Annotated in this window: 2 protein-coding genes; both read left to right on the forward strand. The window is 60.0% G+C overall.

Annotation, left to right across the window (positions count from 1 at the left end; all coding sequences use genetic code 11):
* The first annotated feature begins 4 nt into the window (after nucleotides 1–4).
* Nucleotides 5–1,228 carry a hypothetical protein gene (locus PHW69_00275; GenBank protein MDD4003623.1) on the forward strand — a complete coding sequence of 408 codons (1,224 nt, stop codon included), beginning with the start codon at nucleotides 5–7 and terminating at the stop codon, nucleotides 1,226–1,228.
* On the forward strand, nucleotides 1,218–19,262 hold the full coding sequence (locus tag PHW69_00280; GenBank protein ID MDD4003624.1) for a DUF2012 domain-containing protein: 18,045 nt from the start codon (nucleotides 1,218–1,220) through the stop codon (nucleotides 19,260–19,262). The genes PHW69_00275 and PHW69_00280 overlap by 11 nt, the downstream gene beginning before the upstream one ends.
* The last annotated feature ends 8 nt before the right edge of the window (nucleotides 19,263–19,270 follow it).

The raw sequence follows: 19,270 nt of genomic DNA on the forward strand, positions 1-19,270 counted from the left end.
TTTGATGATATTCAAAGCTGCGAAAAAGGCGTTGTTTGTATTGACAGGCTGTATGTGCGTTGCTTCGCCCGCTTTTGCGGAGGCGGTGCCTTATTTCAGCGCGGATGTGCTTGGCGGACAGTATTTTTACGACGGCAACAGCGGTTCTCTTTCGGCCAACGCCGACGTGACCGCTTCCGTAGGGCTGGACGCCGGGAGCTGGTTCCTTACGCCGATTTACGAGGGGCGCTATCAGAGCACCCAGCAGGTTTATGATATCGTGGGCGGCGGCACGATGTTTAACCAGATGATGAGCCATCGGCTGTCGCTTTCCGCGATTTATGAGTTCGCTTATGGCTGGACGGTCAAGCCGGAAGCCGGCTACAAGATTTATTATCTGAACGAAACGCGCGACGAAAAATGGGGGACCGGGCTTTTTGATTACCGCCGCACGAACACCGCCGTAACGGTGGAGCATATTTACGCGGATCCGTTTTCCGTGCGGTTCGAGGCTGATCTGTACTGGCTGAAATTCCCGAATTACACCTCGCTTGAATCGCAGGTCGGCGGCGATATGGCGCGGGAGCTGGCCGGCAAGGATGTGATTAATTCCAGCAATCTGGCGTTTACCGCCAGCATCAACGGCCGCCTGAACATGTTTTTGTGGGATGCGGCGCTGGGCTACACCAGGCAGTCGTTCGGCAGCCAGCATGTGGTCAACGAGCTGGGCCTTTTTGACAGCGCGACACGCAACGACAATCTTGTTTCCGGGCGGGCCACGCTGAAATATCCGGTGAAACTTTCGCCTTCCTCGATTGTCATTCCGGGGCTCAGCCTGACCTGTGCGCATAACGGTTCCAACCAGAACAGCTATGACGCCACCAGCGCGAAGTTTGTGCCGGAGTTTTATAATTACTCGAAAGCGCGCGTCGGCGCCGACGCGGAGTACCGGCGGCTGGTGCCGGAGTATAAAAACAAGTATCTGGCGGTTGATTTCGGTTTGTCTTACGGACGGACCAGCTATCCTTCAAGGCCGGTGCAGAATTCCGCCGGGGCGTACGGTACGGACAATATTTATCTCAACGAGTATGTGTGGCGACTGTCGGGCTCGTACCCCGTGTCACAGAAAGTTGATGTCGTGGCCAGCGTCATGTACGGCAACCAGACCTCCAACATGAGCTATGAGAAACTATATGTTTACAATTTCAACATTTTCACCTATCTGGCCGGAGTGAAATATGAATTCTGAAAACATGGCAGTCGTGCCGCCTGAAAAACGGGAGAACATTATGGCGCGGTTCTTTAAGCATTTGACCAAATACCTGTGCGCGGCGGTTGCGGCGGCGGCCTTGTCCGCGGGCGCGGCGCAGGCTTATACCATAAGCGGCTATGTGCGGGATCAGAGCGGCAACAGCATTTCAGGCGTCAGCCTCAACGGCTTTTATCCCGGCGCCACCATTTACGCCACTACCGACGGCGCGGGTTTTTATTCGCTTTCATTTCCCACCGCCGGCGTTTCCTGCGCGGTGGTGCCGCAGGTAAGCGGGCCGGGCGTATATTTCACACCCGAACGGGCGGATTTCACGCTCACGCAGGATGTCACCAGCGATTTCGTGCAGAATGTGAGCGCCCAGGACGGCGGCCAGTGGGAGTTTGCGGAGGTGGCGGCCGGCGTTTCCGCGCGGCTGGCCGCAAATGAATCCGGCATACCGTTTATGGCGTATGCCGTAGAGCAGGGCAGCGCGGTTTACGCGAGTATAGCAGGCGGTTCTATTCAGGCTCTTTTTACGGCTCTCGCCGATACGGCTGCCGTGCCGGCTCCCGCAGTTTACGGTGGCCACTCTTTCATGGCGTATAAATCCCTCTCATCAAATATCATGCTGGCAAGCGATGAAACAGGAGTGTGGACTTCCACAATAGCGGCTGGCGCGGGGCCGTCGCTTGACGTGTCTTTGCGGGTAAATTCGTTCGGCAGATATCTGCTGTACCGCGGCACGTTTTTGACATTGATGCATGACGGTGCGGAGTCCGTCGTTTCGACTGATGCGGCCTGCGGCCTGAAATCGGCGCTGGCGGTGGATTCGTCAGGCACGGCGCATGTGCTGTACAGCTGTTCCGGCTCGCCGCAGCGGCTTTTTTACGCGAAGCTGTCGGGCGGGGAATGGGTTTCGGCGCTGGTGGCGAGCGCTTCGGAGGATACGTTCGATTCCGTTTCCCTGGCTGTTGATTCCGGCGCGCTGCCCTTCGCGTCCTATGTGCTGGCCTCGTCCGCTGACGGAAAACGCACGCTTTTCGCGGCGCTGCCCTCCGAAAGTTTCACAGCAGAAGTAAGCACCGGTATCGTCAGTTACAATGCGGTCGCGTTTATAAACGAAACGGGCAGGAGCGTGCTGTTTACCGCGACCGACGGGTCCGGCGTGCCGTACCTGCAGAACCGGACTTACCTGTCTTCAGCCGAATTTTCCGACAGCATGATAAGCCAGGCTTACGCGCGGCAGATTTCGCTGGTGTCCGAAATCGGGCCCTATATATCTTACGCGACACCGGAAAACCGGATTTTTGCAGGGCGGATGGCCACTTCTTCTGTCACCTGCGCTATTTATGGAGCCGTTACGCAGAACAGCGCCGGTCTGTCCGGCGTGACTGTTTCTGTTTATGGCGGCGCGTCCAGCCATACTGCCACCACCGATGCGGGAGGCTATTATGCGGTGACGGGCCTTTCAACCGGATCTTATGTGATCACGCCGGCGCTGGCGGAAAAGGTGTTTGAGCCTGCGCAGGCGACTGTCAATCTGCAAAGCGATACCGAGATTGATTTCACGGCTGCTACAAAAACCTATTCGGTAAGCGGCTCGGTGGCGGCGGGCGGGGTCGGGCTGGCTTCGGTGAGCGTGACGGGTGTCAGCGGCGGCGAGTCCGCTTCGGCTGTCACCGACAGCAGCGGCGTTTATCTGCTGACCGGTCTGCCCGCAGGCGTCTGCACTGTCGCGCCCGGCCGGGCCGGTTATGAATTTGCGCCGGCCGCGAGCAGTTTTACCCTTTCAGCGAACACGACGGGGATTGATTTTGAGGCGGCCCTGTCGCAGCTTTACATAGCGGGCTACATCATTACGGAAGCGTCCGAGCCGGTGGCGGGCGCTACGGTTACCGCGTACAACGGCCAGATCTCATGGATGACGGTCAGTGATGCCGCCGGTCTGTATTCGTTTGCCCTGGCGTCGGGTTCGTATCTGCTGGCCCCGGTGAAAGAAGGCTATGCGTTTACTCCTTCCTCCCGCACGGTTTCGCTTGCTTCGGCAAGTATTTCTGGCGTCAGCTTTGTCGCCGTTTCCACCGCCAGCATACCGCTTTATGCGCTTGCCGGACAGGTTACGAAAAACTCCGCCGGGTTAAGCGGCGTCTCGATAGGAATAACAGACGGCAGTCACAGCGAGGAAGCCGTTACCGACGGATCCGGCAACTACGGATTTTATGATCTGATGGCGGCGCAGTACACGGTCACGCCGCAGCTGGAAGGGCTGGAGTTTTCGCCGGCTTACTCCGTGGTGACGGTTTCGGGCGACGTGTCGGGCGTGGATTTCACGGCGGAGGATTCCGGGGTTCTTTCCGCAACGGTTACGGCGGTAAACACGCCGCAGGCTTACGCGTGGGAGAACTATCCGGCATTCACGCTGGCGCTGTCGGCCGACAGGAATGTTTTTGTCGGATCGGTGACGGTCAGTTTTGCCGACTCCGGCGTGTCGTATAACGATATCTTCGCGATGTTTCTGTATGAGAACGGAACTCCGGTCGCCAGTTCCTATAACAGCGATTCCACACTCGGGTCGGCAGTGAAACGGGAAGCGCTTATGCCGGTTTCGCTTTCCATAAGCACCGCGACCCGCACGTTCACTTTAATGATACAGCCCAAGTCTTCCGCTCTGGGCAAAACCGTTTATCCCGTGTTCGCCGGGTTCAGTTCGGCGGCGGGCCAATCCGTTACGCCGCTGCCGGTGGGCGGAAATGTCGCGCTGGTCGGCTACAAGGCATATGCCGCCAGCTCCGGCGGTCTGGCGACAAGCATTTCCCTGACCGCGGGCCAGAGTGCGCTGATTGTCGCGCAGGGCCAGTGGCAATATTCCTCCACCGGCACCGCCGGGCCGGACGGGGTGTCCGGTTCCGTGTGCGGAACCGGGTGCCAGCTGCCCGGCTCGCCGCGCGGCATGCTGCTGGCGCGCATCGGTTATTATTCCACGGTTTTTTATCCCGTCGGCTCAAGCGCGACGATAACTTCGCCGGCCGGAGCCGCGACCGACAGCGTCTATCTGTCCATCAACGACGATTATTTCACTGATAACAGCGGCGGGCTTTTCGTTCTGCCGCAGATAGTTTCACGCGTGATTGTGTGGACCGGAGCCGGCGGCACGGAATACGCCGCCGAACCGCTCAACTGGAACACCGGCGTCGTGCCCGCCAACGGCGACACGGTGCTGTTCAGTTCAATGGTTGCGAAAGCCTGCGCATGGAATATCTCTGCCCAGCCGAAACTGATTACGCTGTATTATTATCCCGGCGCGCTGAATGTCGTCGGCAGTTATACCCTGCTGGCCGAAACGCTGACGATCAATAATTCCAGGCTGCGGATGAGCGGCACGGCGGCCGGTGCGCGGCCCTACATCAGCGTGGGCACGCTTAACGCCATTGATTCCGAACTGGTCTTTTCCGATGCGATGGGCGTTTCTGCCGATAATTTTTCAGTGCTGCGCGGCACGGTAAGCATCACCGGGTCGGATTATGCCGGTTTCGGCGGGTGCAGCGGGCATTCCGTGGTGCTTGAAAACGCGGCGCTCGATATCAGCAGCGTGGCGTTCCAGAATGCCGGCACCATAAGCGTGCGCGGCGGTTCGGTTGCGAAATTCGACAACGTGTCGGTCAATTTGAGCGCGGAGGCCTCCTCGCCAATGGTGACTGTTTACGGGTTGTCCGGCTACAACACCTTTGACCGGTGGAATTTTTACAATTACGGCGGCTCGGCGGTTTACAACGTTATTTCCACGGGCAATGCGTCCGGCGCGCAGGTTGTGTTCGCCAATGCCGGCGGCAATTACATGGGCAGTGTCCACAGTCTTAATCTGGATGGCGCGCTGCGCTGGGAGCCGGACGGCGGCGGAACCGCCGCGCTGGCGCTCACCGCGGTTTATTCCGCTACAGACACATACACTTACCGGTTTGAAGTGACGACGGTTACCGGCACGCCGGTCGCGGCAGGCAGCGCGGCAGCCGGAGCCAAGAGTATTTTATTCAGCGGGCTTACCGCTCCGGCCACTTATTATATAAAGGCATACGCCGATGAAAATGGCAATGCTGTCGCTGACGGTTATGAGCCGAAAGGGAAGGCGGCTGTCGCGCTGGTCGCCAATTCCAGCGGCGCCGCCAGCGTTGCGCTGGCTGATTTCGGCAAAGCCGCGGGGTATCTCTACAGCGTTTCACAGAGCGGCAAGGTGCTCGGACAGGCGTACAGCTCCGGCGCGCTGGTTGATCAGGTGGAGCTGGGTTCTCTTGCTGACGGAACCACCGTGCACTGGGAGCTTTATCTGCCGACCGGAACTTATACGCTTAACGCGTTTGTTGATGTCAACGGCAGCGGTTCGCGTGACAGTTTCGAAGCCGGTTTCTCCGCGGAAAACGTTGAAATCTCAAAAGGCGCGGAGAATTATCTGGGCAACGCCGGGCTGGTCAGCGCGGCTGTCAGCACGGTTTCCGTGTCGGCCGCGGCGGGGCATGACGGCATCATTTATGCGCGCGGCGGCTCCGCGACGCTGTTTAATCTTCTGGCGTCGGCTTCAGGCGACCCGGCGGTCATCTCCTCGTTCTCGTTTTTCTCCGCGGGCAGTTATTACGCGGCGGGCGCGTACGCTGTCAATGTCACGCGCGATTCGAACTATAACGGCCTGTGCGATGCCGCGGACAGCGTGCTCGGTTCCGCGTATGCGAACGGCGGGGCGGCGGTTCCGCTGACGGTGAGTTTCAATCCGGTCGTTGTTTCCACCGGGCAGAGCGAGCGGTTTTGCGTCACGCTGGCCGGAGCGGTTGCGCTTGAGCGCAACAGTACGGTAGGCGTTTCGCTTGCCTCTTCCGGGATCGGCGCTGCGAACGGGCATGTGGAGTTTGCCGCCATAACCTCCACCGTGACGGTTAAATTCAACGTGGACGCGGCTGTCGCGGTCAGCTCCTTTTCTGGCGGAACGGGCACGGGCGTGTATCTGGAACCCGGCATGGTGGTCAGTCTGGTTTCCACCGGCACCTGGTATATTTCCGGTTCCGCGGCCGGCGCTGGCGGAGCGAATTACAAAGGCGGTATTCTGCCGGATGTCAATTCCGGCGCGCTGATGGCGCGCGTCGGCATCGGTCCGTGGTTCGCGGTGGGTTCGGCTTCGTCGTTCACTTATACGATGATTTATAGCGGCGAATTGTATTTCGCCATGAACAAATACCAGACTTCATCGGCGTCCGGCAACCTGCTTGTTGATTTCAGCGCGGTCAATCCCGGCAACGGCGCGGCGGGCAGCGTCAGTTACGCCGGCGCCAAAGCGCAGCAGCTTTTTATAAAAGCGCAGTCCGTTTCATCCGGCGATGTTCTGGCTTCCACCAGCATGGCGTTGAACGGAGCGGGTTCCTATCCCTACAGCCTGACTGGCATTTCCACCGGCACGGCGTTTTTCATTAAAGCCTATTGGTCTGACGTTTCCACTTCCGCGGTCGGCCAGTACCGCGAAGAACTCACCATGTACACAGGCAGCGTTCGCACCGGTCTGGATTTCGCGGTTTTTGACGGGTACGGGGCGCTGCCGCTCACGGTCACCTATTACGGCTCGTTCGCAGATAAACTGATTGCGCATATGATAGTCGGGGCCAGCGAGTTCGAGCGGACTGTTGCAACCGGTACGCAGACCCTTGCCCTGCCCGCGCCGGGTATTTACCGCGTGGCCGTTTTCGAGGATCGCAACGGCGACGGAGAACCCGCCGGACTTGAGAACATGGGCATGTTCGGGTATGACGGGCCGGTGGCGCTGTTCGAGCAGAACGGCGGCACCGTCGCGGTTACCGTAGGCGGGACTTCCGCGCCTGTCGCGATTACCGTATTGCCGAAAGGCGGACTGGCGGGCGTCGGAAAAATCTGCGGTCTGTCGGGCCGGTTCATGTTTGTTGCCGGGCACGGAATTCCGGGCACGGCCGGCTATCAGGCCGAAAACTGGGAGAGCAGCTGGCTTGACGGCGCCGCTGCCAACGCAAGCTGCCTTTCCCTGAACTACGATATAGGAATGCTGCGCGCCGCGACTGACTATTCCCTGCTGCTGTTCAATGATTCAAACATGAATGACATCTATGACGACGGCGAGAAATTTTCATTGCTGGCGGGCCCGATTTCGATCGCGACGGGGATGGTCGTCAACCGCGATATCACGCTGGTAGCCGTTTCTACCGTGCCGGTCATGCCGTCGGCCATAAGTACATACGCCGTGACGGCAAGCTCGATTGTATGGACCTGGCCTTCGGTGTTCGGCGCTACCGGCTACATGCTTTTCTTTACCAGCGGCAGCACCGTCACTCTTTCAGCGACGTCTTATACGGAAACCGTGGGCGTTCCCAATACCAGATCGGGTCTGTACGGAGTGGCGGCTTACAATGCGATCGGGCTTGGCCCGGTAAAAACCGTGGAGAACGCTGTGTACACAAGGGCGGCAAAGGTTGCCCTGTCCGTCATGTCGGCGGATAATGTGTCCGTGCGGCTTGCTGTTGACCGGGCGGGCAATCCCGCCGCGACGGCTGTGAACATTTATCGCTCGGCCAATTCCACGGCGGCGTATGTGCTGGTAAGCTCGCTTACCGCCGGAGCTACCCAGTTTGCCGACATTTACGGTGTTGTGCCCGGCGTGCAGTACTGGTACGCCGCCACGGCGTTCAACGGCAATTATGTGGCGGGGGAGACGTCCGTGCCGGTTTCAACGGTCACGCCCTCGGCGGCTGGCGCCGATTATGTGCGCGGCACGGTATACTATTCCGGGCGGCAGCAGGGTAACCTGCGCGTGGAGCTGTTTGGGTCCGCCGTGCGCGATGGCTGGGCCGTGGCGAACGGCAGCGCGGCTTTTTCCGCGATCGCTTCTTTCAACGGGTTCATGCTGGCCGGAACCGAATCCGGCGGGGTGTATAAATCCACCGACGGGATCAATTGGGTTTCCGCCGCGACGGTGAGCGGAAGCGTAAAGAGTTTCGCGCAGAACGGTTCGGTGTACTATCTGTCAGGCTCGAAAGGGATTTATTCCGGCTCCGGTTCGGGCAGCTGGTCGCTTGTGTACGCCGCGTCATCCGGCATGGGCAGGCTGCTGGTTTATAACGGGAAAGTCTATTGCGGGGACGGGAACCGGCTGGCGCAGTCCTCCGGGTCCGGGTTTGATGTTGCGGAAACGGGCATCCCAGCTGCGCGTGCCATTTCCAGCCTTGCTGTGTTCGGCGGTTATATGTACGCCGGCGTGCTGCCTTCCGTTTCGGCCTATACGGAAACGCAGGGCGATTATGTGTATCGCGCGGCGCTGGCCTCGCTCGGTTCATGGACTGCCAGTTTGAACGCCAAGATGCTTGGCGTGTATGATCTTGCGGTATGGAACGGCCGGTTATATGCGGCCAGCGGCAATTCGGGCCTGATATTTTCGCTGGAAACGGCGGACGGAGTCTGGTCGAATACGGCCGTAGCAGCTACCAAAGTGGTGAATTTCAGCAGTTTCAGGGGCCAGCTGGCGGTCGCGGCGCAGACCGGGCCGGGCGTGCTTGTTTCGCCCGAACACGGGCGGTGGGCGGCGGTTGCCCCGTCCGGGGTTGTTTATATGAACGGGCTGTGCCAGTTCAACGGCAAGCTGTACGCCGCGGCGGCGGCAAGGCTGTACGCGGGATTCGCCCAGCCGGCTTACAGTGTCGTGTCGCCCGTCCAGAGCCAGAATTCGTTTTATATTTCCGGCGTGCCTGCCGGCACGCCGTATTATCCGCGCGCATTTGTTGACGTTACCGGCGACGCGGTGCTGGAGCCCGGCGAAGACAGCGTTTTTTACTCTACTTCGGTCATGGCCGCGGGCACGGCGAACATGACGCTCGCGGTTTCGACCGGCGCGCCTGCGGCGCCCGGCGCGCCGTCAGCCTGCGCCGTAAACGGGGTCGTCAGCGTGTTGTGGACGGCGCCGTCCTCCGCGTCCAATCTGCTGGGCTATCGCGTGTACCGCAGCACGGCGCAGGCCGGCCCTTACGCGGAAATTTCCGGTTCTGAACCGGCCGGTTACGTGCCGTGGAACAGAACCTCGTTCAGCGACTCCAATCCGCCGAGCGGTTCTGTCTATTACCGGCTCAAGTCGCTGGACTGGGGTTATAACGAGAGTGCCGGCGTTACGGGGCTGCCGGTGAATGTTTTGCAGCCGGGCCGGATAGAGGGTTCGCTATACAGCCTTTCAGCGTCCACATCGGTTCAGTATTATGTGACCGTATCAAGCGTTTCCAGCCCGCTGGGCGCGGCGCTGTATTCCATCCCGCTTGCGGACGGCCAGTCTTATTCCGCGCCCAACCTCAGCGACGGTCTGTACTATGTGCGCGCTTTCGCCGACGCCAACGCCAACCGTGTGTTTGACTCCGGGGAAGCGCTGGGCGCTTACGGCGGCATAGCGTATCCGTACGGCGTGTATGTGAATTACGGATCCGTCAGCGGCAGCAAGAATGTTACGGTGTGCCCCGTAACCCGGATCAGGCCGGGCGACAGTCTGAATGTTGTAATCAGCTCCGCCGACTGCGAAATCCGCGACTCGGGTGTTTCGCGGCACGGGAAAATCTTTTCGTTCGAGGTGGGGTACGGCGACGGCAAAGTGTCGCCCGGTTCCGGCATCCAGCTGACGGCTTCGGGCGGCGGGCTTGGTTCGGCCGAGCTGAGGCTGATTGACCCGGATTTCAACGCGATGTTCAACACGGGCACGATTTATTACGGCGCGGATACCGAAGGCTTTTATTATCTCGAAGCGGCCGCGCCGGCGGAGAACGCTGCCGGCGATGTCAACGTGTCGCTTTACATCAATTCCAATTCCGGAGGAAAGATTACCGGCGTCGCCAGCTATTACGGCGCAAGCACGGGCACCGCGGTTTTCATGCTCTACCGCAAGGCGGAGTATGACGCGGGCAACTACTGGCCTGTTAATATGGCGACCGCTCCTGTGGCTGACAATGCCGCCAGTTTTACCATGTACGGCATGGAGAACGGCCTGTTTTACATGACCGCGTATGTGGATGTTAACGCCGACGGCGTGCGCGAAACGTGGGAACCTTACGGTTTTTACGGGTCAGTGCAGCCGGAAGCGCTGGCCGTGTCTAGCGGAGCCGCCAGCCGGGTATCGCTGGCGCTGACCGACCCCGTGATGGGATCCATCAGCGGCTATGTGACTTATTCCGGCAGTTCGCGCGGCAGCGTGCGGGTTGAAGCGCGCCAGCCGCGGGAAGGCAATGATTCGAACGACTATGTGCTTTACGCTTCCACAATGTTCGCGCGCGCTTCGGAAAACGTAAGCGCGCCGTTTACGCTTGCGGGGCTGCCGCCTTCCGCGAGCTATTACATCACGGCGTATGTGGACGCGAATGACAACATGTCAGGCGACACGCTGGAACCGAACGTTTTTGAAGGACCTTATACGGTAGCGGCCGGCTCGGTGACGGAGAACGTGTCCGTTTCGATCGCCGATATCGGCACCGGCGCGCCCGGTTACGCTTCCATTACCGGCACCGTCACCTATGCGGGCGGTGCGGTGACGAGCCGGCTTATGCTCGGTTTTTTTACGGACACCGAGGGAAGGCATATGCCCTATACCGCTTTCGTCGAACCGGACGGAGCCACCGACACCTGGCATTTCAGCCGCAGCGGAATTATGGGCGGCACCACTTATTATATCGGCGCGGTGCTTGATTTCAATTCCAACGGGTTTGACGATGCCGGCGAGCCGAAAACCATGTTTATGGACGGCGACGGCAATCCAGTCCCCGTTTATCCCGCGGCGGATGGCAGCGCGGCGGTTTCCATGACGCTGTCTGCGCTGCCGGACGGCAGCATTTCGGGAACGGCGCGGTATTACGGGTCGCAGGCCGGCAAGTACATGAGCGTCAACATTTATTCCGACAACTGCCGCAGCGATTATTGCAGCGCGCGCTACCGCGTTCTTCTGACAACCGCTACGCAATACCCGTTCACGGGCGAATTTCTGCAGGACAGCACGAGCTACAGCATTTACGCCTATGTGGACGTAAACGAGAACCAGACCCAGGATAACGGCGAGCCGGATTATTCCAGTTATCCCGATAAACTTGAACTGGGCGAGGCGGACCGCGCCCTGACGGGCGTGGATTTTACTGTCACCCGGTCCGAAGACCGCTGGAATAACGCCACGCTCCGCGCTTCTTTCGATTACGACGGCGCGCAGCGGGGCGATGTGTACATGCGGCTGTATCAGAACGGCGGGGCGGTCGCTTCGCGGACATCCTCGCCCGTAAGCTATACGGACGGAGCGGTTGTGGTGATGGCGGGCCTTTCCACCGGCGTGTATACCGCCGACGCGTTTATTGATACCAACGGAAACGGGCTCTATGATTCCGTATTCGAGCCTTACGCGCAGGTCAAATACGGCGGCTCGGCGCAACTGGCTCTGACTTACAAAGATCCCGTGCTTTACGATGCCAGCGCGACGTTTAAAGATCCCGGCTCGGCGAGCCTGTCGAGCGGCGCGCTTACCGTGGCGGGCCTGATCGCGGTTAAATCTTCTGCGGCGGGCGCTTTGCGCACGCTGCTGTTCAAGTATTCCGACAGCGCGGACGCGATGCAGATTCCTTTGCTTAACGGCCTGATCGCCCGTACGGCGGGCGTGGGCTGCAGTTCCTATTCTTTCACCGCGCTTTCATCGGGCAATTATCTGGTGCAGGCGTTTATTGACGTCAACGGCAATTACCAGCCGGATGACGGCGAGCCGTGGGGCCAGAGTGCGGTTGCCCTTGTGTCGCCGGTTCCGTCCAGCGGCACGCTGGCGCTTGATTTCGCGGTGTCGGACAGGACCTCCCTTAATGTCGGCGGCGAATTCGCGTATCAGGCGAGTTCCGCCACCGGATATGTGCAGGAACGGCCCGGTTCTTACGCCAGGCTGTTTTCGATCAGCGGTTCCGCCGGCGACGTGATCAACGCCGGCATGACGCCCGCCAGCGGGTTTTCGTATGCCCGGCTCTATCTGTACGGGCCGTACATGAACCAGACGGGTTCCGCGCTGCGGTATAATCTGCTTGCCTCCGCCGAGGCCGACGCGCAGACCGGAGCGGCGAGCATTCTTGCTTACAAACTTGCGCAGTCCGGAGTTTACACGCTTGCGGCGGTGGCTTACGAAGAGGCCGCGGCCGGCGGTTTCAAACTTAAATATCTGCGGTCCGGGCAGGGCAGCGGCTCGATTTCCGGAACCGTTGACTATACCGGCAGCCGCGGCGGAAAATTCATCGTGGCAATATTCGGCGACGCGAACGTATACACCGGTTCCGCGCTGCTTTACACAACTCTGCCGGTGGCCGGCGCGTTCAGTTTCAGCGGTCTGCCGGGCGGATCGAACTATTATATCGGCGCGTTTATTGACACCAACGGCAACGGCATCCGCGATGCCGGCGAGGATTACGGTTATTATTCCGTGGCCGGCTCGACCGTGCCGCAGGGCGTAAGCGTGCTCAACGGGCAGGATGTGTCCGGTTTGCGGGTTACCGTCAACAGCGTATCCGATCCTGCCTCCCAGGCCCAGGTCAGCGGCGTGCTGAACTACTCCGGTTCGCTTGCCGGCAACGCCCGAGTGGAAGCGTGGACCAGTTCCGCCTACACCGGCACGCCGGCGGGAGTGCGCAATATTGCGTCGCCCGTATATCCGCAGGCGTTCAGCATGCAGGTGCCCGGAGGCTCGGCGTATTACTTCCGCGCTTATGCGGATTCCGCGCCCTACGGCGAGTTTGACTTGAATGCGGAAGCCGCCGGCGCGTACAATTCGGGCCAGCCGGTCTATTTGAAACAGGGCGGGAACTCTTCGCTTGATTATGTCATACAGCTTAACGATCCCGGATATGATCCGACCGCTTCCGCGGTCGGCGGAGAGGGTTATGCGGCGCTGGTTTCCACATCCGCGGCCGCTGCCTCTTCTTATTCCGGGCAGATCAATTTTGTCGCGGGCGCGAGCGGTATCCAGCAGGGCGGCCGCATAAGCGTGGCGCTGCCGTCCGGCCTGTACGCTACGCTGACCACCGTTACGGCATACGGGTACGGAGTAGTGCAGGCCAGCGCGCCCGGTTACGATTCCGGGACGCTGAGTGTCAGCGCGGGCCAGTCTTACGCCGAGCTGACCGTGCTTTCGGAAGCAGGCCTTGCCGCGGGCGCGACGGTGCAGATTACGATCGGCCCGCTCTATCTGCCATGTGCCAGCGGCGATTTCGCGTTCAGCGTAGGGTCCAGCCAGAACGGCTCGCTGGCGCCGAAAGCGCTGCGCAGCGGCCAGCCGGTTCTGAGAATTCTGTCCGGCTCGGCCACGCGTTTTACCGGCAGGCCGGCGGACGCGGCCGAGTCTGCGGCGTATAACTTTTCCATAGTGTCGGGCGAGGATGTGCCGTTCGTGGCGACCGCGCTTGACACCTGCGGCAATCCCGCAATCGCCGGGTCAACCGTAAATGTGAATATCCATGCCCAGAAGCAGTCTACGGTGACGTGGATGTACAGCGACGATCCCAGCGTGCTGTTCAGCACCGGTTCGCAGTTTGTTTCCGTCGCGACGGTGGCGTTCGCGGCGGGCATGAGCAGCGCGCCTTTCACCGTCAGGGCCACGCAGGCCGGGGCGCAGAAAACCATGGTGTTCCGGTCGTCGTCGGGCATGTACACCGATTCGGTGTATTTCACCGCGCTTGCCGGGGTTCCGATAACCGGGGCCGCCGTTTCCAGCGCGGTTTACGGGGTGGGCAGATCCTCCGTCACGATCGTGCCCAGCGTGAATGCGACCGGCGGAGCGGCCTACATAAATTTCAATCTCTCGCTCGCGAACACTTACGACAACTGGCAGGTGGTTATAGCGTCCAAACCGTTTATTGCCGGCGCGGCGGTCAGCGAAATCTGGCAGTTCTGGGGCAGCGGCACGCCGGTGCCCGGTAAAGTGGTATGGAACGGCAGGTACAGCTATAATAACAGCATTGTGCCGTCCGGCTGGTATTATGTGAAGATAGCATACAGCGGATTTACCGACACCAGCCTCAAGATATATGTGCAGTCGCCGGAGGTTTATGGCGTCGTGCGGGACGAGTCCGTTTCGCCCGCGGCGGCTGTCGCCGGCGCGGTGATCAACGTGTTCAGCGCCAGCGGCGGCGGATACGCCAAAACCGCCGAGGACGGCAGTTATTCCATTCCCGGCCTTTCGAGCGGCTCTTACCGGTTCGAAATCGCGGCCAGCGGGTATGTGAAACTGTCTACGCAGGTGACGCTGGGCGCCGCCCGCACCAATGTTGATTTCGGCATGGAGAAAGCGGCGCAACTGGTTATCGTGCCGTCGCTTTCGCAATCCAACCCCTATCCGAACGATAGCGGCGGCGGGGTCAGCGCGTATGACGGAACGCAGAACTATTTCACCAACATCAGGCTGAAGGGCGGCACCACCTCGTTTGTTGCGGCTGACGTGTGGGACAGCCTGACCAACAGTTATGTTTCCAGCGACAGGATCGCGCTGGATGTCACTCCGGGCGTGTACAGCGTAAACGGCTATCTGGACAATTACGGAAACGTGTATGTCGAGCGGGTGGAAGTGTCCGCTTCCGGCGCCACGGTCGAACTGCCGGCTTTTGAGAGCCGGCGCAACGTATCGGGCACGCTGACGGTAGCTTCGGCTGCGTACAGCCGGTATGCGTCGCTGAACGCGGAACCTGTAAACGGCAACAGCTCAAGCCATTGGGGCTGGGCATCGGCTGAAATACCCGCCAGCGTTTCCGGCGCGGCTTATCATGTGTACGGGATTGACGCGGGTTCCTATACCATCAGCGCCACGGGCGACGGACTGCCGCGCGTGTCCACGCTGGTCTATATAACAGCCAATGATCTCAGCGGCGTTGACTTCGACTTCACCAAAGTGCAGAACAACGTCATACGCGGCACCGTCACGGTGACGGTGCAGGACGCGGCGCAGTGGTCTGCCCTTAAAACCCAGATGGACGGGAGTTTTATGGAGGCCCGGCTTACCGCATGGGCGCCCAAAGGGTCTGGCTATGCGTCTGAAAACGTGAAATTCACTTCCGCGAGCGTGAGCGGGCTGGTTGCCAGAGCCGCATACACGCTTACGGGCCTTGACGCAGGAGCGGAATACCAGGTTTACGCGGAGCTCAGTCCTTACAGCGAGGGCGATCCCGGCGAATATACATCGGTGGGCGCGCTGCCCAAACTGGTCACTATTTCGTCCGCGACAGGCTTGGCGAACCTTGATATCGGTTTCGCGCGGGCGTCCGGCACGATAACCGGCACGGTGTATCTGCCGGAGGGCAGCAGTGATTTCGGCAATGTCGCCATGACGGGCATGGTGACCCAGTCGGAAAACCCCTACGAGATCGGGCAGGTGATGAACGAAGGCGGTTCGGATCCCGTCACTTCATTTCCGGGTTTCAGGTGTTTTAACGGCGCGGCCGCCGTTAACGGCGTCTGTGCGGACGGCGTTAACATAGCCAGTTTCACGGTAACCGGACAGAAGACCAAGACCATGGACATGGTTTTCACTTACGGAGCCACCGGGTTGAGCAGGAGTTACAAACTGACCGTTGTCAACGGCAGCACGGTTACGGCGGTTGTTGACATGCGGGCCGACACCTATTCCATTTCGGGCGCGGTCATAAACCGTATCAACGCCAATTCGCTGAATACCATGGCCAGGCTGATCGCCAATTCCACGGTCACCGTGCCGGCGGGTTATCCGGTGCAGGAAGGCACGCTGCCGATCGAAATGGTGCGGCGCAGCGCGAATTCTTTCTCGACTACCGTGGATTATGACCCCAGTCTGGTGCGCGTGGGTTATATCACGCAAAGCGGCACCTATACCATAACGGGCCTGCAGGAGGGCGTTTATACGCTGCGTACCCGCGGGCTCAAGGAATGCACGACCTGTTCCGTCGCCGTCGCGCCGGTCGAGAAACTGGTTACCATGCGCCACGCCATTTATAACACGGGGCTGGTTGTGGTGGATTCGGCGCAGACCTCCACTTCCGCGGTCAATGTGACGCTGATTGACGGCTGGGACGTTTCCGGTTCCATTTCGCTGCCCAACGGCGTCAGGGATTCCCGCGTTTTCGCGCTTACCCTGACAAACAAGCGCGGGGACGTTGTGCGTTCGACCCAGATCGCGCTAGGCAACGTTTACACGGGCGAAAAAGCCAATTCCGCCTCGTATACGTTCAGCCGCCTGCCAAGCGACGATTTTTACACGCTCGCCGTGGCGGACACCGCCACTTCAACTGCCGCGGTGCGCTATACCGCCGCGCCGATAACGTTCCCGTCGCGCAAGGTGTCGCCTTCGGGTCTGCAGTCGAGCCTGACCGGCCAGAATGTTGAAATGGTGGTCGGCGCGCTGCTTTCCGGCAAATTGCGCGACGCCAATTCCGGCGCGCTCATTACCGTGACGAACGCCACACTGCTCGCGCCCAGTTTCAGCTGTTTCGCGCAGGCCAACCCGTGGGTTACGGGCGGCTATTACGCTACGGTTTCTTCCGTGGCGGTCACGATCAACAACGCCACGGAATACAAGCCTGTCGAAGCGGACGGCACATTCCGCATCGGCCCCGTGATGCCGGGCGTCACCTATGACGTGCAGTGCAGGCAAACCGAATGGAATTCCGGCTATATCCTGCGCGGCGCGCAGAATTATTCGCCCGCTATCGTGGCGGCGGTCAAGCCTTCTGCCGGCGAGAGCCGCGATCTTGGCGTGCTGGATCTGAAGCAGGGGCAGTCCATCACCGGCACCGTCAGGGATTCGGCCGGCGCGGCTGTTCCCAACATGCTGGTCAAAGCCAAACCTTCCTCGTCCGATATTGACATGGAAGTGAAGACCTATACCAGCCAGACCGGCGCGTTCAGCCTGTGGGTGTCCACTTATGTGTCGCGGTATTATGACATTACCGCCAGCCCCCGCGAGTATTACGACGGGGTGTCCACTGGCACGTTAATGTATAAGGAGGTAACGCTCCGTAATCAGGATCTGCAGGACCGGACTACCTTTGCGTTCACGCTCAGCCCCGTGCGGGGCGGAGTCGCTGGCCGTGTGATTACGGCGGACGGCGGCGCGCTTTATTATCCTTACGGGGATCTGCGCGGCTATCCCGCCGCCGCGGTTTTTCTCCAGCCTTACGGGGTGGTGCCCGTGAATAATCCGCTGGGCGACATTGAAACATATACCCAGTCGGACGGCAGTTTCGAGGTGCCCGGTGTTTCGACCGGAATATATACGCTCAAGGTTGTCAGCATCGGTTACGGGTTCGCGTCATCCACGGTCAATGTGGCCAGCACCGGCACGCTGGATGCGGGCACCATAACGCTGCGCCGCGGCGCGAGCGCCGAAGGCACGATACTGAAAACCGACGGCAGTTCGCCCAGCACCGATGAAATCGGTTCGGTGATAGCGGTTTCGCCGGACTTCTCGGAATACCTGTTCGGCACGCTCGACACGGATGCGCTGTCGCGGTCAGTGCAGAGCTACAGCCTGACGGGGTTCAGCACCGGAACTCTTTATTCCATCGCGCTGGTGTCGCCTGACGGAGAGGATATTACGTTCCCCGTCGAGGGCCAGGTTTCGTTCGACGAGGCCAGCTCGACCGATACCGTCACCGCCGACCTGACTTATGCGCCGGGCGGCGTTGACTGCGGCGCGGTGGCCAAGAAAACCGGAACCGCCACGTTCAGCCTCCAGTTCACCTGCTCGCGCCAGTTAAGAAGCCTCACCGCGGCGGACAGCACGGTTTCCCAGCTGGTGTGGCTTAGCAGCATAACCGCAGGCGGCGCGCCTGTTTCCGGCGACGACGGAACCGGCACGCTCGGTTACGGCGCCATCACCGCCGACCGGCGCGGACTGGCCGCCTCCTACGTCATGTCGAGCACTGAAGACAGCCGCTTCAGCATTTTGCTTACGGCATATTTCAACGCCATTGATCCGGCCACAGGCGACTATTTCCATATCGCCAAGCGGTTTGATTTCTACACCGGCATCCAGAGCGCGACCAGCCGCCGCATCAGCAACCTCATCGGCGGCGCCTTGAACGTGGAATCGGCTGAAGGCGAAAGCGAAAGTTCGGGGCTGGATTTCAATCCCGGCTGTCTCAATAACTCGACCGGCACGTTCGTGGTGGATTTGTCCACCACGATCGGAATGCAGAAGTTTACCGCGCTCGAAGACGTGCCGGCAACCCAGTCGCTCGCTTCGGCGGGCGCGCGCGACCGGTTCGGCGCGGGCCGCCTGCCGCAGGAAATTGTGGACGCGAGAAAAGCGTTCGCGGAAAAACGGATAACGGCTTCATTCCGCGCGCAGTCGAGTTCCACGGCCACTTACCGGGCGATCAGCTCGTTCTACAATATCTTCCTGCCCGCCGGCATCAACCATATCCTGCGCCAGAACGCGCGGCTGACGCTCAGTTATGACGCGGTGTCCGACCCCAATAACGTCAATGTCTGGTACTATAATCCCGACACCGGGCGGTACCAGCTGGAAGCCAGCAACCGGACCATTGACACCATCAACAACACCATCGCGGTGGATGTGGACCACTTCTCCACCTTCGTGGTGATGGAAACGCAGCCGGTGTATACCTCCACCACCGCATACGGCGGGCTGAATCTGGCGGCGTACAACTTCCCCAACCCGTTCAATCTTGAAACCAAGACGAAGCAGGTCAACACCTCGCCGGGTTCCGGATCCTATACTGCCGGACAGAATATCACCACGGAGGGCACTGTTATAAGGGTGGCGGTGCCGGCGTCGGCTGTTTCGGGCACGGGCCATATAAAAATCTATAATATGGCCGGCGAACTGGTGCGCAAGATCGGCATCAGCGGCGTTGCGGGCGGCGCCTACGAGTATTTCGCGTGGGACGGGCGCAACAACAGCGGCGAAAAAGTGGCCAGCGGAGTTTATATCGGAGAGGTTAAGGTCGATGATCAGCAAACTTTCTTTAAAATGGCCGTAGTCAAGGATTCAAAATACCGTTAACGGCGGTT

The organism is Elusimicrobiaceae bacterium (assembly GCA_028700325.1).
Lineage (GTDB): Bacteria > Elusimicrobiota > Elusimicrobia > Elusimicrobiales > Elusimicrobiaceae > JAQVSV01.